Here is an 18,043-nt window from a genome sequence, read left to right as displayed (position 1 = left end):
CAAGCAGTTTGTGGCGAAATGGATAGCCACAAGCATTGCTTGCCACAATATGCTGCGCATAAAATGAAAAACTAACGACGGGACGCTTACTGCCTCCTATCGTTAGTTTTCTGTGTTTAAGCGACTTATAAAACCAATCAGCATAATCAAATCGTCATCTGACATCTTTCTCATTCCGTCCAAAGCCTTCTTGATAAGCTGAGGGTTATTTTCCTGTGCATCAAAAAATTGAAGCGGTGTGATTTCAAAATACTCACAGATGTTGAGGAACTGCTTCATAGACGGCATAGAACGCCCAGAGGAAATCGCCTGAATATAGCTTCTGTTCTGCCCTAACTCCATGCTCATCTGATATTCTGAAACACCTTTTTTCAATCGCAATTCTGTGATCCGATTGCGGATAAATTCTTCGTCCATACGCTCACCTCTCTGCTCTTTTAGCATAGCAGAAAGCAATTCTTGATACTTCGTATGTATTGTGTTATAATTTTATAATACAACCTTTATACGCATTATTATTTGCGTTATTTTTGCTTTATATGCGTAATCAAGGCAGTTATCAAGGGTGATTTATATGAATCAGTATGCCTGCGCCATTACCGGCCACCGACCAACAAGATTTTGCTTTGGATATAATGAGGAAGATCCCCTATGCCAAAAATTAAAAGAATGTCTCCTGGAGCAGTTTCGGATACTTCATGACGAGAAATTTGTCCGTACTTTTTTTGTCGGCGGTGCTCTTGGTGTGGATATGTGGGCTGGAGAACAGCTGCTGACATTGAGGGCACAAACGGGATACGAAGATATTAAAATTGTCGTTGTAGTTCCCTTCATCGGTTATGACTCTAAATGGCCGGATCAGAGTAGACATAGATTGAAAAAGCTGATCCAAAACGCAAACGATTCCATTGTTATTTCACATTCTGCGGATGTTTCCAGTTATAAAAAAAGGAATTACTATATGGTCGATCATGCAGAGTACCTTATCGGTGTGTTTGATAATCAGAAAAAGCTGCGCTCAGGTACATCACAGACAGTCAACTATGCCTTGCATCAGGGAAAAGTAATCACTCTGATCCATCCAGACACTATGGAGATAACAGCCCCTGCGCCTTAACAAATTCACAAAAATTTTTCATTAGCATTTCCAACAAAATATTTTCATTGAAGGGGTGCTGTGATATAATAAGATATAAAACTACGCTCAGAACAAATGGTGCCGCTATGAACAAATATATTGGACAGCAATTTGCTGCTTTAAGATACGAAAAAAATATTTTGGTTGTTGAAGAAACTACATCTGCTGGTGGATGCGGCTCCTTCAACGCGGCTTCTTCATGTCCTGCGTCAGCCTGTCTTTATGACAGTGCGGCGTGGGGCTTTTTTATTGTTTGAAAAGAGTATGAAAAGAGAAATACCAGCAGGTATTTGCGTGAGGAGGAAGTAGAATGAACAGTGAACAGATCACAGCATTTTTGCAAGAGCATTGGTACATTGCCTCGGTGCTCATCGGGGCCGTGATTTTAATTGGGGCGATCCGCAACTGGAACTGGCTCTGCGACCCCACTGGTACGCGGGATGCCCACCGCCACAGCAGAGGATACCGGCGGGTGGTGTTCTTCCTGCTGGGCGTCCTTTTGATCGTGGTGAGCATCTGGGGATTTGTGCTGAAATTGAAATAAGAGGTATATCTATGAAACTGAATTGTAAACGCATTGATTTTACATATACACCCGGTGAGGAAATCTTCAACTTTCCCGAGGAATCGGGACTACCCTTTATCTTCGATGTAGAGGAAGAACTGACCGGCGATCCTGCTGTCATGGATGCGGTGGGAGAAATGCTGGATGAGGCGGAGAAATTGGCGGAGAAGGCCAAAGCCGCCATCAAAGCGGCGCTGGCAGACGAGGACAGCCGCTACCATAGCGTTGTGACATTTTTCATGGAGTTCCATCGGGACGATGTAGGCCCGGATATTGTGGCGGAACTTTTTCCGGGAACCGACCCAGCCAAACTGTCCTTTGCTGAGATGGTTGACTTTTTGAAGCTCAAGCGGTTCGGCAGTCTGGTGGATAGCGAGATGAACCAGCAAGTTTTCATTCTGGATCTGTCCTTTAACCCGGAGATTACCGACGAACTGATGGTAATCTACTTTGATTTGAACAAGGAGATTTTCTGTATCACACATGAGAGCTGAGCGTGACTGACATACACGAGGAAAGGAGCAATCCCTATGAAAGCATTTGACCCCAATTACAAGCTGCTGGACGAGATGTATCAGGACGATTACTATCCTGCTTTTCTGGTGGACAAGGTAAAGGACGAGCTTCAGAAGGTCATCGCCCTGCTGGAGAGTGGCGAAACCGACACCGAAGTGGTGCAGGAAACGCTGGACGAGGCGGTCTGCGGCATCAATGATCTCCAGGAGGAGTTTGACGAGAACGACAGCGAGATCGAAACGGTGGCGCGGGAATGTATTGCGGCAACCGTGGCCTACATTCTGGAGTGGTTTGGCATCCCCATTGACACCGAGGAGGCCATCCGGGAACGGGACTGGTGAACCCTATGGCAGAAAAAGAACTGGCCCTTTGTGATGAGTGCGGAAGCCTGTTTTTCAAAGGCTCCTCACAGATGATGGGGCTGTGCCAGAATGTGCCCATGTTCTCTATGGCTACCCGAATTGTGACCATCATTTTCAGGATGGCCGGTGTGTGAACTGCTATTGGGACGGCTCAAAGAGTGTGTACATCAAGAAGCAGAATCAACAGGAGGAAACTGATATGCCTACAACTGAATGGCTGAACAAATACGAAGCAATCAAGGATAAATTGACCTGTAAAGATGACTTGGAGGCCCATTTCACAGAGAAAGTGATTGGGAACATGGCGGTGGATGTGCTGGACATCGGCACCGTCCATTTCCCCACCGGGCAGATTTTCGCCTGTGATCCGCTGGTGGAACTGGAGGACACTCTGCCGTTCCTTCAAACGATCCCCGCCGGAACTTATCCCGTAAAAATCTGCGTGGTGCCCAGCGAACAATACGGCGACCGCTACGCCTGCGTCAAGGTAGAGGTCAACCAGGAAAAACCTGTCCGCTATGAGCTGGGCATGGTGGGCAACGAGGATCTGGACGAGGAACTGGGCGAGGACGAGTATTTTGGCTTTGGCGTAGACGCCGGGATGGGCTGCGTTGCGGACATCCAGACCCAGGCGGCCTTCAAGGCATACTGGGCCAAGCGGCTGGAGGAGGACCCTGACATTGACCCCTATAACAACCTGTTCTGCGACTTGCTGGAGGAAAACGCCAAAGCTCACCCCAAATATCAGGGGGACTGCGGCGACTGGCTCAACTGGACAGTGCCGGACACGGACTGCAACCTGCCCATCTTTGCCTCTGGCTGGGGTGACGGCTACTATCCCGTCTACTTTGGGTATGACGCAAAGGGCGAAGTCTGCGCCGTGTATGTGCGGTTCATCGACATTGAAGCCAGTTATCAAGAACAGGATTAAAAATGTGACAGAACAAAGGAGAACACTATGAAAGACCTTTGCCAATACGGAAACCGACCGGAGGACGAATGGGAAATCTTGCCCTGGATACCTGACCCGCGCCCGCCCTTCAAAATTTGGGTGAAGCTGGAGCAGATCGCGCCATTCTTTCTCATTCCCCACCACCCCTATGCAATCTCCCTTCTGCTGAAAATCAGCGATGGGTTTCGGGCAGAAGAATTCTGCCGGCTGGGACTGACCGGCAGCAGCGGAGACTGGGAACGGCTGGTCCGGGGCGTGATCCGGGAGTTTGAGGAAAATAACAGCGGCGTGGATCTGTTTCACTTCGACTCCGACGAAGATGTGTTCTGCGTGTACTCCCAATACATCGACGATTTGATGCTACTGTCCAAAATGATCCGGGCGGCCTGTGACAATGAAAAAACGATGGGGACTTATCTGGGTATAGGTGAGGTGGAAGATGAGAAATAAGGAGCAGGAGATGGCATGGCGAAAAGTAATAGAAGCCTGCATGGAGGATGTGAAACACCACTTCGATGACATCCAGCAGGCCATTGAGTTTGGCTGCTACATCCAGCCGGACAACTACTTTGTGTCCTACATCTTTGCCACGGACTCGCAATTAGAGACGGCGCGGCAGAGCGGCCTGACGGAACAGATCAATTCCTATCACAGAGAGCAGCTGATAAAGAGTCATTACCCCATTGAGGGAATCAAGGACTGCACCTTTGCCTCACAGGAGGAATGTGACCGGGAATTTGGCGGGAATTGGTATTACTATTTCAAATGATACGATGAAGGGATCGAGATGATCGAGTACATCAAGCTCTTTTGGGCGGGCGCACCAGAGGGTGAACCATCGGTCATCCTCTATGAAGTGGATACCGAAAATGAGCGGCTGGCCCTCCGCTCCATTGACATCTTTGCGGATGGCCGCACCCGCAACATCCCTGACCTTTACGACGGTGTCATCGAGATCACGCCGATCCCCACCGTGGAGGAATTGAACGCCCATGTCTGGGGCGAGGAATTCCACGCCTGCATCATAGAGCAGGCGGAATTTGAGGCCATCTGGGAAACTCACACCTATGATGGAGCGTTAAAGTAGCCAGGAGGAGACACTATGAACAAACCTATAAAAGCCAAAAATCTGCCGTTGTTCTCCATCATTGACCTGAACCAGCTGCGCCGGGAAAACCATCTGGAGGGCACAGAAGTGACAGACTTTTTCACGGAAAGGGATGGAAAAGTCTATCTTCTCATGGAACAGCCGTCCGAAACACAGGGTAAGGACTGGCTCAGCACTCCTTCCACCTATACCGCAGTGGAAATCCAGCTGGATTGGGCGGAACAGCGGGTGCTGGAAACGACGCTGTTTCCTCTTGGCCTCTTGAAGTTCCAGTTCCATTATTTGCGGCCCGCAGGTGACCACTTCCTCCTGCTGGGGGCAAGATGCGCCTATCGGGAAAACGGCCCCGACCAGAACGCCTGGATCGTCAGCCGGGACGGAGCTGTGCTGTCCCGTTTCTGCCTGGGGGATGGCATTCAAGACTGTGTGGTAAAAAAAGATGGCACCATCATTACCAGCTACTTTGACGAAGGTGTATTTGGTAATTACGGTTGGGATGAACCTCTGGGTGCTTGCGGTCTGATTGCATGGACATCGGAGGGAACTCCTCTCTGGAAGAATGAGAACTATTCCATCTATGACTGCTACGCCATCAGCCTGGACGAAGAAGAAAACCTGTGGTTTTATTATTACGATGAATTCCGGCTGGTGCGGACGAACTTCAAAGAGGACTTTGTATTTGAACTGCCAATCGAAGGAAGCGGAGCTTTTTCTGTTGCCCCGTCCGGCAATACCTTCCTGTTTCAAGGCGGATACCAGCAACGGGATAAATTCTACTTCCTTACCGCTCATGGTGATCACCTTGGGAAAAAACAGGAGGCTATTCCCACCTGTGACGGAAACAAGGTCGCTGTGGAGCAGTGCAGCCTGCTTCGCAGCCGGATGTTGTTCCTTGGAAAAGATGGTGTGCTCTATGGAGGTATTTGGGGGAGCGATGGCCAATGAAACAGTCTGATATTTATACCGAGGCTCTGACCTGTCTGCGCTCCATCCTTCTGGCAGACCATCCAGAGTTCCAAAACTGGATCGACTGGTTGGAGCGGGACATTCAGGACTGGAACCAGCGGCGGGAGGTTGCCCACCATCTTCGGGCATACGGAGGTATGGGCTCGTTCAACGACCTGCCCAGTATGCGTGGAAATCACGACTATATTTTCGACTTTCTCAAGTCCGTGTGCTATGCCTTCGGCCATCTTTATGGCAAACGGGAAGGCATTTCTCCGGAGGCATTGATGGAGGAGTGCCTGCACGATGTAGAGCAGGCAGCCTATCACCCCCATAAGGCACTGAACCAAGCCATTGCCCAGCACTTGATGCAGGGCGATTTACAGGAAAACCTGGATAGGCTGTAGGAGGACTTGTTATGAACAAAAGACTATTCCGCACCCAATTCAATCAAATGGAAAACATCGAGAAGCAGGTGCTGATGGAGAGCCTGGCTGCCCGTTATGATATGACCTTTCTCGGTCTACATACTTTTGACCGCTGGGGCCAGAGCTGCACCACCGGCATCTTCAAGAAAGATGGTCGGGAGTTCGTCTTTGTCCCCGGCGATACCGTCACCCTGGGCTGGGAGCAGTTTGCCGTGGGACTGAATCAGGAGAGCTGGGAGGAATTGGAGTATCTGTTCCGGGAATGGGAAATGGAGCGGGACCCGGAGGAGATGATTCGGGAAAGCATGGCTCCTGTTCGGCAGGTGGCCATTGGACCCATGCTGGTGGGCCGGGAGCTGGAGGAAATTAACTGGGAGCCAGTCAAACTGGAGGACCCACGACTGCGCTCGGAATGGTTGGAAGATTTTCGCCAATTCGCTTTGACCGACAGGGACAGTCTTACTCTGGCAGGTCGTGCCCGTTTCGAACGGGATAGTGACAGCTGGCAGGTCAGCCTCTATCACGAGGTGGACTATCTGGACTTTCAAAACCGGCTGCAAAAACAGGGCTTCTCCCTGCCCACGGCGGACGAGTGGGCCTACTTGTGTGGCGGCGAGTGCCGGACCCTGTTCCCATGGGGAGATGGGTTAGACTACTCCATGCGTCTGCGCTGGTTTGAGGATATGGATGAGGATGAGAACCGGCCTTATGACATGGAGGAACCCAACTTCTTCGGCCTGTCTATCGCCTACGATCCCTATATGCGGGAAGTGGTGCAGGCTGATAGACTTACCACCTGCGGCGGTGACGGCGGGTGCAATATCTGCGGCGGGCTGGGCCCATTTCTCGGTTTCCTACCCTGTTCGCCCCACTGTAAGCCGGAAGTGCAGGAGGACAAGGAACTAAACGGAGATTATGACTTCTACCGGCCCATTATCCGGGTGGAGAACCATGATTGACAATAGAAGCTTGATACGAAATAAAGAAAGAGAGGTGCCGACATGGGAGCATGGGGTATAAAAGCATTAGAGCGTGACGAAGGGCTGGATGTACTGGACATCCTCAAAAATGAATATGTACCGGAGCATCCGGTAATGGATCTGGGCGAGATGATTGAACTGATGAAAGAGGAAGTCATGCTGGGATCTGACTTCTCACAAATCGACTTTCTCTTTGACAATACTGCGATGGCTCTGGCGGAGCTGTATTTTCAATGGAAGGATAACGGCAAGCTGGACTACGATCATGAAGAAGCTATATGGGATAAAGTCACCGGTTTCACAGCATCCAAAGAAGCACTTGCTTTCCTGCTGCGGCAGCTCACCGACATCAAAAACGAGGTGCCGGACGAGGACGGCATCCGTGAGATTATGGATCTTTGGAAGAACGAGGATAGCGGTGAGATCGCTCCTGCGTGGTTGGAACACTTGAATCAGCTCATTGATCGACTGGATTCAGAACAGGAGGCACGACAAATGTATATCAAAAAATACTGGGGCAACTTTATTGGCGGTTCCGATGACAGTCTGAACCTTGTGGCATTTTTAGAGGATCAGAAAAAGGAGGAGATCCCCCTCAGCGAGATTTTCGCCAAGATCGGTCTGGACAAGCAGAACTGGGACTTTCGCCAAACCGTGGAGTACCTGGAGTTTACACATTCCGATGGCGTGGAAATGGACTTCCACTTCGCCATTGATGTGGTCACCGACCTGGCCGCCATCCTGCTGGAGTGCAGCGTCAGTGGCAGTGTAAACCTTCAGGATCTGGACGAGTACAACACCCCCATCCGCCGTATCCGCATCACTGCTACGCCGGAGGAGCACGAGGCCATGGACAAGGCCCTGGCGGACTTTGCCCAATCCCCCCTGACCTATGACCTCCATGAAATGATGGACGACGAGGAGATTCAGGAGATGGCACATCATGTGGAGGCGCTGCGGAAGGAACTGTACGAGGCCGCTGGCCGCAACCGGGACTACCATGTGAAAGCGGAGGATGTGAAATCTCTGCTCCCTGACTGGAAGGGTGCCGATGGCTGCATCGCCACCAACCGCATCACAGTAGAGGGCCGCAAGGTGGGTTACTGCTATCGTGAGATTCCAGACGGTAACTGGGACAGCGGCTGGCGCTTCACTGCCGGTGACGAGAGCGATGAGTACATGGACGACCCCAACAATGCCGGGATTTACAAGCTGAACACAATTTGCAACGACGATCCCGACATCATTTCTCTGCTGAACACCCCCGCCCCCTGCGCCTTTGAGCGGGATGAGAACGGTGTGTTCCAGCAGATCAAAGACTGGAAACCGGATGAGGACGAGGAGGACCCTGATATGGACATTTTGAAGCAGTGCCAGAAGTGGCATGAGGAGAGCAAACAACATAAAATTATTGATGCGCTGGAGGCCATCCCCGCCGAGGAGCGTACCCCTGAGATGGACAGTGAGTTAGCCCGTGCCTATAACAATCTGGCAGACCCACATAAGCCAACTTGCAAAGAAATGCTCAAAAAGGCCCTCGCTCTGCTAAAGCCCCATGAGGAATACTTCGAGGACGATTATTACTGGAACTTCCGCATGGGTTACTCCTACTTTTATCTGGATCAGGAGGGCCGGGCTCTGCGATATTTTGAAAAGGCATTGGAAGTCCGCCCTGGTGACGATGACACCAAAGAGTTTATCGACCGGTGCAAGCAGGGTATTTCTCTGCCGCAGTTCTGGGAGTGCTTCCGAGAGCGGACAGAGAACTGGTGGGAAACCTTTGCCGAGATGGAAGCAGAATTGCGCCAGATGATGGATGAGGACAAAGATCATACCCGCGGCGCAGAACTCGTGGCCCAAATGGAGGACACCCTGAATCTGGTTTTTGATGAAATTTCCTTCGAGCTGGGCTTCAATGGCGAAAAGCATGAGCTGATCCTCACCCCGGAGGGTAATAAGGTCAAGCTGTTTGAGCTGGTCTACTTCCAGAAACACGCCCCAAAGGAGGTGCTGGAGCACTGGAACATCCTTGTGGGCCGTCAGCCCTCCCAGAATATCGGCCTGCGTACCGACGACAGCTGGGACATCTCCGGTGAGGATGTGCAGATCTGGCTGGAGGAACAGGGCGAAAACAGTTTCAACATCTCCGCCTACTGTGAAAAGCTGCTGCCTATGCTCCGGGAGGCGGAAGGCCGAGTCTGGTGGATGCTCACCACCCTCACCGATCAGATACTGGGCGAGATCCCCCACATGAGATACATAGACAGTTTTGATGTGCTGGAGGAACCCAAGGCAGAGCCGTCCTTCCTCCTGTCCCAGCTGCCCGACAAACTGCGGGAGCAGGGCCTGGAGCTCTCCACCGATCCGGAGGCCTATCTGGAGAGCTATCTTGGCTACGAAATGAAACCCAATGAAGACCCCAACGCCGATTGGCGGCTGGATGTAATGGCCGGTTCCACCTGCTGTGTGCCGCTCATCAACGGCTATCTGAATGCCGACAACGACTTTATGGACGATCTCCATGCCGACGGAGCGGTAGCGGGCTTTTTCTGCTATCCCCTGGATACCTTGCGGGAGGAGGAAGGATCGGAAAAGATTTTCGACTTCCGGGACAAGCTGGAGGAATTGTTCACCACCGTGGACGGATCGGAGATGCTCGCCCTCATCGGCGGGGCCACCGGCCTCTACTGTGGCTATGTGGACTTCATCGCCTGGGACATCCGAGAGGCGCTGAACATGGCGAAAGAGTTCTTTGAAGGCACGGATATCCCATGGGCCATCTTCCACACCTTCCGCCGTGAAGCCGGTTCTGTACCTCTAAAGCAACAAGATGATGGGACAGAAACTGAAAATCAGGATGACGAGTTGGATGAAACGCTTACGGGCATGGACTATATTCCTTATACCCAACAGGACGCCGAAGCATTCTTCGCTCAGCTGGAGCAGTGGAACGACGAGGACGAGTACACCCGCTGCATCCAGGCACTCAATGCCATCCCAGAGGACTGGAGGAACTATCGCACCGCCTACGCCCTGGCACGGGCGCTGGAGAACTACGCCATCATCGGGGACCATGATGAGGGTACTTTGAAATTCAAGAGAGACAAAGCCCTCCAGAGGGCCATTGAGGTGCTGGAGTCCGTCCGGGAGGAAGGTCAGGACAAGGCGGAGTGGAATATGCGGATGGCCTACGGCTATCAGTATCTCTATGGTCAGGAGGAAAAGGCCATTCCCTACGCCCAGCGGTGGGCAGAGCTGGACCCGGAGGATGAAAATGCCCCGGCGGTAATTCGGGAGTGTAAGGCGGAGATCCGGAAACGCCAGCGCAGCCGGAAGAAGAAGGCCAAATTCGTGCCCGGTGATACCCCATTTGAGGGTTTCGACCTCATCAACTTCTGGGATGATAATTGGTATGCACTGAAAGAATATGTCAGTGATCCGCCTTCCGATGAGCTGATTGCCAGCGTGGAGGAGGAACTGGGCTACAAGCTGCCCGCCGCCTACATCTGGCTGATGAAGCAGCACAACGGCGGCATTCCGGTGAACACCTGCTATCCCTGCGATGAGCCTACCTGTTGGTCAGATGATCATGTGGCCATCACCGGCATTTTCGGAATCGGACGGGAAAAGAGCTGCTCCCTCTGTGGAGAGCTTGGCAGCCAGTTTATGATCGCTGAGTGGGAGTATCCTGCCATCGGTGTGGCCATCTGCGACTGTCCAAGCGCCGGACACGATATGATTTTCCTGGACTACCGGGCTTGCGGCCCTCAGGGAGAGCCTGCGGTAGTCCATGTGGATCAGGAAAATGACTATAAAATTACCCATCTGGCAGACAGCTTTGAGGAATTTATCCGCGGACTGGAGCATGAATCCCTCTATGATCCGGATGAAGATGCAGAGGATCTTGAAGATGACGCCGACGAGGAGGAAACCGACCATAAGGGTTCCTTTGCCGGATCTGTGCTCCTCTCCAAAGCAGAGTGGGACAAGGAGCAGTTGATTCGAGATCTGCGGGAAGAATGGGGTATCGTAGATGAGGAGCCGGATGAGGGCGACGAAGATGTTGAGAACAGCGATGACGCTGTGGTAATGCGGGTCGGCAATATGATGCTGATTGTGACACTATTCCACGGTCACATCCCGGACAATGAAGCAGAGATCAACGCCGAAAACAACTATATGTGGCCAGAGGCCGTAGAAGTGGCCAAAGCGCACAAGGCCCATATCATGGTGGCTGTGTTGGGCGAGGAGGAAAAACTGCTGGAACGAGGTAAGCTGTTCACCAAGGCGATGGCAGTGTGCTGCAAGCAGAAATACGCCACCGGTGTCTACACCAGCGGCGTGGTATTTGAGCCTCGTTTCTATGAGGGCCTTGCCGATATGCTCAAAAAGGACGAACTGCCCATCTTCAACTGGGTTTGGTTCGGCCTGTACCGGAGCGAGGGGGGCCTAAACGGCTACACCTACGGCATGGATGTGTTTGGCAAGGAGGAAATGGAGGTGTTGAACACCGACGCTGAGCCGGAGGAACTACGGGACTTTTTGGCAAGCCTTGCCTCCTATGTGCTGGCGTGTGATGTGACGCTGCAAGACGGCGAGACCATCGGTTTTTCTGCGGACGATAAGCACACCATCACCCGCAGCCCCGGTGTCTCTCTGCCAGAGGAACAGATGACCCTGAAGATCGGTTACGAGCCTATAAAGGGAGATCCGGAGGATGACGATGACAGCATAGGAATGGATGATGTTTCCTATCATATTGAGAACCTTGAGGAGAAGGAGCTTCCCATTGACCCCATCAACGCCTACAACCACATGGCGATTTATTTGCGCTGGTGCATGGAGCATGACCTGATGGGCGGGAAATTCCTGGCGGAGCATGGCGAAGTGGTAAATCAGGTCAAAGCCGATCCAGGCAACACAGACCTACGAACATTCATCCGGGAGGAGCTGTTCGGCTGTCTATTCTCGGCTCTGTTCAATCAGAAAGGCCGTGCCTTTGCCCATTATTACTATGGAGAAATTGATGCGCCCTATTATCCTGCCGACATTGATGACTATGCCCTGAAATATTTTGGTCCGTCCCGATACCACTCCAATGAATTTCAACAGGAGGCATACTTATTCATCCCCTTTGACGAGGACTACTATCAGGCTATGGCAGAGGTAATTGAGGAACGCTTCACCAACTGGCAGGGACAGGACTTTGACGAGGATACGCTGGAGCCTTCCGAGGTGGCGCAGGCCATTATGGAGTATCTGGACTGTGAGTGTACCTATTTCCCGTCTATGGCAGATGATGATCCCATCATGTCAGCATACAGCTACGCCCGGCGGCTGGGGGTACGGGAGGGCTTTGTTCCCGTACTTATCCAGGCGGATGATGAAACGCAGTTGGAGTGTCTGGTGATGAACGCTGACCCGGAGCATGATGCGGACTTCTATGAATTTGACCTCAAAACCGTGGAGGAGTATCGAAAGAAGATGCTCTCCGCTCCCATCAAGGACGGAAAGGCGATTTTGGAGGAATTGACCGGTCAGCGCAAGGAAGAAGCCGAGGACGATGATCTGGACTGGGATGAGGAAGTCCTGGGCGAGATGGAGGGCGGAGAACCCAACGACCGCTTCGCAAACTATTGGAACGATGATACCGGAATGACATATCCGCTCATTCTGGCTAAAATTCCGGTAAAGAACCCCTGGGAGATCTTCGCCTACCTGCCCTTTGGAAATTGGAATGAGTGTCCCGACACACCGGACCTGATGGCAGTGGCGAAATACTGGTTCGAGCAACATGGTGCCATCCCTGCCGCCATGAGCCACGATGAATTGGAGTTTGAACTTCCAACTCCGATTTCCAAGGAAAGAGCTATGGAGGTGGCTGTGGAGCAATATGGTTTCTGCCCAGATCTGGATCAGAATGAGGATGGAAGCATTGGCTCCTTGGCAGCTGTCCTGTGGCAGTCCACCGTCTGGTATTTCTGGTGGGATTGATGGGAGGTGCGACCAATGACAGAATATCAAAAAACCTATATCGAACTAAAAAAACAGTTTGTTGCGACCAATGAAGGTCCGGACAGTGTCCGCGCTCTATATACCTTCAAGGAAGAACTTGAGCAGAGTGAGGATCAGCAGGCCAAGGAAGTGCTGGTGGATGTGTATGATCTACTGGACTTCAAGAAGGATGCCTATGAACTGCTCTGCCAAATCGGAAATCGTTCCGATAAAAAGACCCTCAAGCGGCTGGGCACGCTGAAGGACTATGCGGAAAACTGGGGCAATCATTATGCTCTCCCCAAGCCCAAAACGCCGGAGGAAAAGCAGAAAGAGAAGGAACGGCAGGCCCAGCTGGGCCTGCCCGCCTTCCGGTATCACCCAAACCCTCTGGAAACTGGGGCTTTTGAGGAATCCGCAGACGGCGTTGTCTGCGACTGCTGTGGCAAGACGACCCATATTTTCTATACCAATCCGTTCTTTTCAGTGGAGGATATTGCATATCTGTGCCCAGAGTGCATCGCCAACGGCGAAGCAGCCCGGAAATATGACGGTAGTTTTCAAGATGATTTCTCTGTGGACGATGGTGTAGACGATCCGGAGAAGCTGGACGAGCTGATCCACCGCACCCCCGGCTACTCCGGCTGGCAGCAGGAATACTGGCGCGCCCATTGTGGTGACTATTGCGCCTATTTGGGTAATGTGGGAGCCAGAGAACTGCGGGCACTGGGTGTGCTGGAGGAGGTGCTGGACGACCCGATGTGGGACGATGAGCAAAAAGAAATGATCCGGGAATCTGTCAATGGCGGGCATCTGCAATGCTATCTGTTCCAGTGCCTCCACTGCGGAAAACACCTGGTCTGGATGGATTTTGATTGAAAAGGAGACATTACTATGGGACTTGACATCTACGCCGGGACGCTGACCCGGTACTATTCTCACAACTGGAAAACTGTTGTGCAGCAGTGGGCGGAGGAAAACGGATACTCTTTCAACCGCATCACCCCGGACGGGGAACCTGCTGATAACGAGGAAGAAATGTCCCCGGCTGAGGTCCAGGCGGCGGTGGAGAACTGGCGGGATCAGATCTTGAGCGCCATTTCTCAGCCGGGCCAGCCCCCCTACGCTCCCTGGCTTGAAAATAATGAGAAACCTTATTACACCGACAAGCCGGATTGGGATGCCTTCGGCGCTATGCTGCTGGTGGCCGCCTGTCGTACATACGAGGAACCGGTGCCTTCCACCGTGGAGAAGGACTGGATCTTCGGGGAGCATCCTCTGGTCGCCCGCCTTGCATCAGATGAGGAGCGGGTGTGGTCCCTGTTTCGTGGGGCTACCTGGTGGCTCCCTCTTTCTGACAGCTTTCTGTTCCAAGGGTCCTTGCCTACCGATGACACCGCCGCTATCGCCACCTTGGGCGGACTGCGGAAGGAGCTGGAAAAGCTGAACCAGCTGGCGTGGCAGGCCGATGAGGACACTATCCTTGGCTGGGCAGACACGGAGGGATACCCGGTAGACGGAACCGTAGACTCAGATGGACAGTACAGCAAGGCAGACATCCCGGAACACACCCAGTATGACACTCAATCCCTTGCCAAGTTTGCCTTCTCCATGTTCTGGCGGGCCATGCGATTTGCCGAGGAGCAGCAGGTGCCTATCCTGCTTGACTATTAAAGAGAATTCGTCAGGGGGTGGAGACCGTGGAACAAAAACGGCCGGCAGATATAATTCAGGAACTTCTGGACTACCTGTGGAACGGCCTGGGCCTGGAGGAAAAGGGCTGGAAGCGTCTGAAAAAGGGCGACTTCAAAAAGAAAATGAAAAACGGGCTGACCTATCAGATCTGGTTTGACCGGAGCCGCTACAACTACATAGACTACGAAATCGGCCATGGGAATGTGGAGGTGGGCTTCAGCTGTATCATAAAGCAGGGAGATGACTACCTCTACTCTTTCAGAATTGAACCCACAACAGGCGGTTCATTCTTTCGGATGCTGACAGAGGACCTGCGGCTGAACACCGGGCTGCTGGACACCTTTCTGCCCCTGGTCAAAGCCAACTACCTCGACTTCATCGACCGCTTCGAGGCAGACCCCGTGGAGGCATTACAGCCGGTCTGCGCCCCCTTCACCGAGGCGGAGGACTACAGCTGGTTCATCTATGTGCGGGAGCAGATGGTGGAACGGTACGGAACGGCGGAGCAGATGGAGGAGTACCGCCGTCAGGCGGAATTGCGCGGAACGCCTGGACACAAGGCAAAGAACTGGATGGGTTCGATGTTGTTCCACCTCTCCCACGCCAATGATGTGGATCAAGCCTGGGCCTCAAGCCGCACCAGAGAGGAACTGGACCAGGTGGTGGAACCCTTTGTGCAGGCCAAGCGGCAGACAGGACAGTGGACACAGGAGGATGAGGCGGGCTATCAGCTCTACCGGCAGGAAACAGATCCGAAGAAGCGCACCTTTCGGGTATGGTATCTCATCGCCAACCCCCGCGGCCTGCCGAAAGAGTTTGTCCAGAAAGAGCTGGAGTTTCGGTGGAAACTGTTCCCAGAAAAGAAGGAGGAACCCAAATGAGCAATAAAGCTTTCCAGCAAAATCTGGACGACAAAAAAGGCCCCCAGCCCGGAGGTCCCTATCTCATTCAGATGCTGTTCAAAGAGCCGGTAGAAATGCCGGATAAAGAAAAAATGACTGCCATAATGGAGAAGCACATCGGATCAACAGAGTGCTTCTGTTATGATAAGAAAATGGCCGGCTTTGCCGCCCTGGATCATGTCGCGGAATTTCAGGACGGCAAGTACCCGGTACAGCTGATGGTGATGAAATGCGACAAGTTCAAGGGCAAAGGCTTTGATGCCTTTCTGATGAGCCAGATGTGGGACTGCCAGGAGGACCGTGACCGGATCTTCCGGGAGTGCAAATATCAGGTGGTGGCCACCGATATGCTGACTGCGGCGCTTCCAGCGCTGGAGCGTGCCAACCTGGATGCCGACTTTCTGGAGGCTCTGGCAGAGCTGTACCCCACCTGTGAGGCGTTCTATTTCCAGAACTGCGGCAAGCTGTTTCTGGCAGAGGATGTGCGCTCCCATCAGATTGAGGGGCCGGATCGGTTCATCCGCTTTGGCGTCAATGTCCGTTTCTTCAACATCGAGGGCACGGAGGATATGCTCATCGACACGGTGGGCATGAGCACCCTGTTTTTGCCGGATCTCCAGTACCACTTCCACGGCATGGACCCCAACTGGGTGGTAAACCACGCCTATAATGCAGCGTCCTATATTCTGGAGCATGATAACCCCATTCAGGATGGGGAAACCATAGACGGCGTGGCGGATAGCCAGATGTGCCGGGAGGTCCAGTGGAAGTGCCAGTATGAGGACTCCCTGATCCAGCCGCCCAGAGGGGTGCTGGACATCAACATGGGAAACTATGCTTCGGGAGGACGCTGAATGAATGGCGTTGTGCTCCTGGCAGGCGGACTTCTGCTTGTGGCGGTGATCAAGCTGATTATAGATCGAAATTGGATCGGCCTGCTTCTCTGTGCTGTCGCCCTGCTTCTGGTCTTTGGGGCTGGACACCATACAAAATAGGCCATTTTAAGAATCGAGGAGGTGAAGTATGCAGAATTCAACAAATATGCGGATACTGGAATTACTCCGGTTTCTCTATGAGAGGACCGATGAAAACCATCCCGCCACAGTATCTGACATCATTGCCCATCTGAATGGAAAAGGAATTCAGGCAGTGCGGCAGACTGTTTACGCAGATACCAATGCGCTGATCGATGCAGGGATTGATATTGTGGTGGTCAAGAGTACCCAAAACCAATATTTTATGGGAAGCCGACCGTTTGAGTATCCTGAACTGAAAATGCTGACAGACGCAGTAGCATCCTCGAAGATCATTTCTGCCAAGAAATCCGAGGAACTGGTACAGAAATTATGCCGTCTGACCAGCACACATCAGGCAGAACAGCTTCAAAAATTTGCTGCTTTATCCAGCCGTGTCAAACCGCATAATGAAAAGGTTTACTATATCATTGATAATATCCAAACAGCGATTGGAAACCATCAGCAAATTCGGTTCCAATACTATGAATATACTCAGGAAAAAAAGAAAATCTTAAAGCACGATGGATATTATTATGTCGTAAATCCCTATGCGCTTGAATGGAAAAATGACCATTACTATTTGATTGGATTTTCTCTGAAGCATCAGAAAATTGCTCACTTCCGTGTAGATCGGCTAACAAGTGTAGAAAATCTGGAAACTTACTTTATGCCGATAGAGGGATTTGATGTAGCCTCCTATACAAATAAAATGGTTGATATGTTTACATCGGAGTCATCGAAGGAAGTAACCCTTCTATGTGAAAACGAATTGATGAGAGTAATCATAGATCATTATGGAGAAGATGCTGCTGTTGATAGGTATGATGATACACACTTCACAGCCAAAATTGAAGTGAACCCCAGTGGAACTTTTTATGGCTGGATATTCAAATTCAAAGGGAAAATAAAAATTCTCTCTCCCAAAGAGTGCATTACGGAAATGCAGCAAATCGCTCAGGAATTTATATAGCGCAAAAGAGGTGTTATTGATTTTTAAACTTAAATGAAAAACTAAATTCCAGTTGTAGACTATTCTAGTAAATTTGCGGAATTAACTTCCACTTTGTACCTTAACAAATTTATACATTTGCCTTATAATGAACCTATAAGCACCCAGTTTTGATGTTTTTTTGCATGCTAACGGGGCATCTGAAAATAGTGTGCGAGACTAAATTCCACATGCCTTTGTGCAAGACTAAATTCTGGTGCAGTGAAATCTGCCTGTGCTTAAACTATTTATTTTAACAAGTTTGGACTAAGCATTACGTCATCAGGTGCGATTGCCTTTAATCCGATTGCTTTGTGAAGCTTATTGTCCAAGAGTAAAAGAGAGAGTTCATATGGGCTATGCCCATTAAGACTGTCTCTTTTTTCGTTATTTATGTGATTCATCATAAGTTTAATTTTATTATCATCTAAATCAGCGAATGAACTGCCTTTTG

The 18,043-nt window shown here is 51.4% G+C and carries 21 protein-coding genes and 1 pseudogene; 20 read left to right on the top strand and 2 right to left on the bottom strand.

Translation table 11 applies throughout. The features are described from left to right. Positions 1–102: 102 nt before the first annotated feature. The gene (locus HMPREF9469_RS12420) at positions 103–417 is read right to left on the bottom strand and encodes a helix-turn-helix domain-containing protein (protein ID WP_002576937.1); all 315 of its coding nucleotides are present in this window, start codon (positions 415–417) and stop codon (positions 103–105) included. A 157-nt stretch (positions 418–574) separates the two neighbouring features. Here HMPREF9469_RS12420 and HMPREF9469_RS12415 point away from each other — a divergent pair, with 157 nt between their 5' ends. From HMPREF9469_RS12415 to HMPREF9469_RS12335, 20 genes are all read left to right on the top strand, one after another. Beyond that, the gene (locus HMPREF9469_RS12415) at positions 575–1,117 is read left to right on the top strand and encodes an SLOG family protein (RefSeq protein WP_002588984.1); all 543 of its coding nucleotides are present in this window, start codon (positions 575–577) and stop codon (positions 1,115–1,117) included. Between the two features lie 107 nt (positions 1,118–1,224). Continuing rightward, positions 1,225–1,395 carry a hypothetical protein gene (locus HMPREF9469_RS32440; RefSeq protein ID WP_166434156.1) on the top strand — a complete coding sequence of 57 codons (171 nt, stop codon included), beginning with the start codon at positions 1,225–1,227 and terminating at the stop codon, positions 1,393–1,395. Positions 1,396–1,448: 53 nt separating this feature from the next. After that, positions 1,449–1,682: an immunity 17 family protein gene (locus HMPREF9469_RS12410; protein ID WP_002576934.1), complete on the top strand. Its 234-nt coding sequence runs from the start codon at positions 1,449–1,451 to the stop codon at positions 1,680–1,682. 11 nt (positions 1,683–1,693) lie between these two features. Further along, a complete protein-coding gene (locus HMPREF9469_RS12405; protein WP_002588985.1) occupies positions 1,694–2,197 on the top strand; it encodes a DUF2004 domain-containing protein in 504 nt (167 codons plus the stop codon). A gap of 36 nt (positions 2,198–2,233) precedes the next feature. Further along, a complete protein-coding gene (locus HMPREF9469_RS12400; RefSeq protein WP_002588986.1) occupies positions 2,234–2,560 on the top strand; it encodes a DUF5713 family protein in 327 nt (108 codons plus the stop codon). A 5-nt stretch (positions 2,561–2,565) separates the two neighbouring features. After that, positions 2,566–2,715, top strand: coding sequence for a hypothetical protein (locus tag HMPREF9469_RS32435; protein WP_006059601.1), 150 nt, complete (start codon positions 2,566–2,568; stop codon positions 2,713–2,715). 65 nt (positions 2,716–2,780) lie between these two features. Further along, a complete protein-coding gene (locus HMPREF9469_RS12395) occupies positions 2,781–3,512 on the top strand; it encodes a DUF4241 domain-containing protein (RefSeq protein ID WP_007862369.1) in 732 nt (243 codons plus the stop codon). Positions 3,513–3,539: 27 nt separating this feature from the next. After that, entirely contained in the window at positions 3,540–3,983 is a 444-nt protein-coding gene (locus HMPREF9469_RS12390) for an Imm51 family immunity protein (protein ID WP_002588988.1), read from the top strand. Next, positions 3,973–4,302, top strand: coding sequence for a hypothetical protein (locus HMPREF9469_RS12385; RefSeq protein WP_171902266.1), 330 nt, complete (start codon positions 3,973–3,975; stop codon positions 4,300–4,302). The genes HMPREF9469_RS12390 and HMPREF9469_RS12385 overlap by 11 nt, the downstream gene beginning before the upstream one ends. Positions 4,303–4,320: 18 nt before the next feature. After that, positions 4,321–4,620, top strand: coding sequence for a DUF6881 domain-containing protein (locus HMPREF9469_RS12380; protein ID WP_002588990.1), 300 nt, complete (start codon positions 4,321–4,323; stop codon positions 4,618–4,620). Between the two features lie 15 nt (positions 4,621–4,635). Next, positions 4,636–5,586 (top strand): hypothetical protein, encoded by a 951-nt coding sequence (locus HMPREF9469_RS12375; RefSeq protein ID WP_002588991.1) that lies wholly within the window; start codon positions 4,636–4,638, stop codon positions 5,584–5,586. Further along, positions 5,583–5,993: a DUF6966 domain-containing protein gene (locus tag HMPREF9469_RS12370; protein ID WP_002588992.1), complete on the top strand. Its 411-nt coding sequence runs from the start codon at positions 5,583–5,585 to the stop codon at positions 5,991–5,993. Before HMPREF9469_RS12375 ends, HMPREF9469_RS12370 begins: the two co-directional genes overlap by 4 nt. Positions 5,994–6,004: 11 nt before the next feature. Continuing rightward, positions 6,005–6,973 (top strand): formylglycine-generating enzyme family protein, encoded by a 969-nt coding sequence (locus HMPREF9469_RS12365; RefSeq protein WP_007862364.1) that lies wholly within the window; start codon positions 6,005–6,007, stop codon positions 6,971–6,973. 42 nt (positions 6,974–7,015) lie between these two features. Beyond that, positions 7,016–12,988: an immunity protein Imm33 domain-containing protein gene (locus HMPREF9469_RS12360; protein WP_007862362.1), complete on the top strand. Its 5,973-nt coding sequence runs from the start codon at positions 7,016–7,018 to the stop codon at positions 12,986–12,988. Positions 12,989–13,003: 15 nt separating this feature from the next. Next, on the top strand, positions 13,004–13,867 hold the full coding sequence (locus HMPREF9469_RS12355; protein WP_007862360.1) for a CbrC family protein: 864 nt from the start codon (positions 13,004–13,006) through the stop codon (positions 13,865–13,867). A gap of 15 nt (positions 13,868–13,882) precedes the next feature. Beyond that, complete coding sequence (locus HMPREF9469_RS12350) at positions 13,883–14,662, top strand: hypothetical protein (protein ID WP_007862358.1); 780 nt, start codon at positions 13,883–13,885, stop codon at positions 14,660–14,662. Positions 14,663–14,688: 26 nt separating this feature from the next. Next, complete coding sequence (locus tag HMPREF9469_RS12345) at positions 14,689–15,564, top strand: hypothetical protein (RefSeq protein WP_007862356.1); 876 nt, start codon at positions 14,689–14,691, stop codon at positions 15,562–15,564. Beyond that, the gene (locus HMPREF9469_RS12340) at positions 15,561–16,439 is read left to right on the top strand and encodes a DUF4261 domain-containing protein (protein ID WP_007862355.1); all 879 of its coding nucleotides are present in this window, start codon (positions 15,561–15,563) and stop codon (positions 16,437–16,439) included. Before HMPREF9469_RS12345 ends, HMPREF9469_RS12340 begins: the two co-directional genes overlap by 4 nt. Continuing rightward, the gene (locus HMPREF9469_RS32430; protein WP_007862354.1) at positions 16,440–16,580 is read left to right on the top strand and encodes a hypothetical protein; all 141 of its coding nucleotides are present in this window, start codon (positions 16,440–16,442) and stop codon (positions 16,578–16,580) included. A 28-nt stretch (positions 16,581–16,608) separates the two neighbouring features. Then, positions 16,609–17,571 (top strand): helix-turn-helix transcriptional regulator, encoded by a 963-nt coding sequence (locus tag HMPREF9469_RS12335; protein ID WP_007862353.1) that lies wholly within the window; start codon positions 16,609–16,611, stop codon positions 17,569–17,571. 266 nt (positions 17,572–17,837) lie between these two features. Here HMPREF9469_RS12335 and HMPREF9469_RS32625 read toward each other — a convergent pair. Next, positions 17,838–18,043, bottom strand: a pseudogene (locus tag HMPREF9469_RS32625) (IS30 family transposase); the annotation flags it as partial.

The sequence above is a fragment of the [Clostridium] citroniae WAL-17108 genome (assembly GCF_000233455.1).
GTDB classification, from domain to species: domain Bacteria; phylum Bacillota; class Clostridia; order Lachnospirales; family Lachnospiraceae; genus Enterocloster; species Enterocloster citroniae.
Note: the sequence above shows the minus strand (reverse complement) of the source record. Positions and strands in the feature narration are given on the sequence as shown.

Excerpts from the sequence above, each read along its gene's own strand:
- HMPREF9469_RS12420 (WP_002576937.1), bottom strand. The coding sequence starts at position 417 with ATGGACGAAGAATTTATCCGCAATCGGATCACAGAATTGCGATTGAAA.
- HMPREF9469_RS12415 (WP_002588984.1), top strand. The coding sequence starts at position 575 with ATGAATCAGTATGCCTGCGCCATTACCGGCCACCGACCAACAAGATTT.
- HMPREF9469_RS32440 (WP_166434156.1), top strand. The coding sequence starts at position 1,225 with ATGAACAAATATATTGGACAGCAATTTGCTGCTTTAAGATACGAAAAA.
- HMPREF9469_RS12410 (WP_002576934.1), top strand. The coding sequence starts at position 1,449 with ATGAACAGTGAACAGATCACAGCATTTTTGCAAGAGCATTGGTACATT.
- HMPREF9469_RS12405 (WP_002588985.1), top strand. The coding sequence starts at position 1,694 with ATGAAACTGAATTGTAAACGCATTGATTTTACATATACACCCGGTGAG.
- HMPREF9469_RS12400 (WP_002588986.1), top strand. The coding sequence starts at position 2,234 with ATGAAAGCATTTGACCCCAATTACAAGCTGCTGGACGAGATGTATCAG.
- HMPREF9469_RS32435 (WP_006059601.1), top strand. The coding sequence starts at position 2,566 with ATGGCAGAAAAAGAACTGGCCCTTTGTGATGAGTGCGGAAGCCTGTTT.
- HMPREF9469_RS12395 (WP_007862369.1), top strand. The coding sequence starts at position 2,781 with ATGCCTACAACTGAATGGCTGAACAAATACGAAGCAATCAAGGATAAA.
- HMPREF9469_RS12390 (WP_002588988.1), top strand. The coding sequence starts at position 3,540 with ATGAAAGACCTTTGCCAATACGGAAACCGACCGGAGGACGAATGGGAA.
- HMPREF9469_RS12385 (WP_171902266.1), top strand. The coding sequence starts at position 3,973 with ATGAGAAATAAGGAGCAGGAGATGGCATGGCGAAAAGTAATAGAAGCC.
- HMPREF9469_RS12380 (WP_002588990.1), top strand. The coding sequence starts at position 4,321 with ATGATCGAGTACATCAAGCTCTTTTGGGCGGGCGCACCAGAGGGTGAA.
- HMPREF9469_RS12375 (WP_002588991.1), top strand. The coding sequence starts at position 4,636 with ATGAACAAACCTATAAAAGCCAAAAATCTGCCGTTGTTCTCCATCATT.
- HMPREF9469_RS12370 (WP_002588992.1), top strand. The coding sequence starts at position 5,583 with ATGAAACAGTCTGATATTTATACCGAGGCTCTGACCTGTCTGCGCTCC.
- HMPREF9469_RS12365 (WP_007862364.1), top strand. The coding sequence starts at position 6,005 with ATGAACAAAAGACTATTCCGCACCCAATTCAATCAAATGGAAAACATC.
- HMPREF9469_RS12360 (WP_007862362.1), top strand. The coding sequence starts at position 7,016 with ATGGGAGCATGGGGTATAAAAGCATTAGAGCGTGACGAAGGGCTGGAT.
- HMPREF9469_RS12355 (WP_007862360.1), top strand. The coding sequence starts at position 13,004 with ATGACAGAATATCAAAAAACCTATATCGAACTAAAAAAACAGTTTGTT.
- HMPREF9469_RS12350 (WP_007862358.1), top strand. The coding sequence starts at position 13,883 with ATGGGACTTGACATCTACGCCGGGACGCTGACCCGGTACTATTCTCAC.
- HMPREF9469_RS12340 (WP_007862355.1), top strand. The coding sequence starts at position 15,561 with ATGAGCAATAAAGCTTTCCAGCAAAATCTGGACGACAAAAAAGGCCCC.
- HMPREF9469_RS32430 (WP_007862354.1), top strand. The coding sequence starts at position 16,440 with ATGAATGGCGTTGTGCTCCTGGCAGGCGGACTTCTGCTTGTGGCGGTG.
- HMPREF9469_RS12335 (WP_007862353.1), top strand. The coding sequence starts at position 16,609 with ATGCAGAATTCAACAAATATGCGGATACTGGAATTACTCCGGTTTCTC.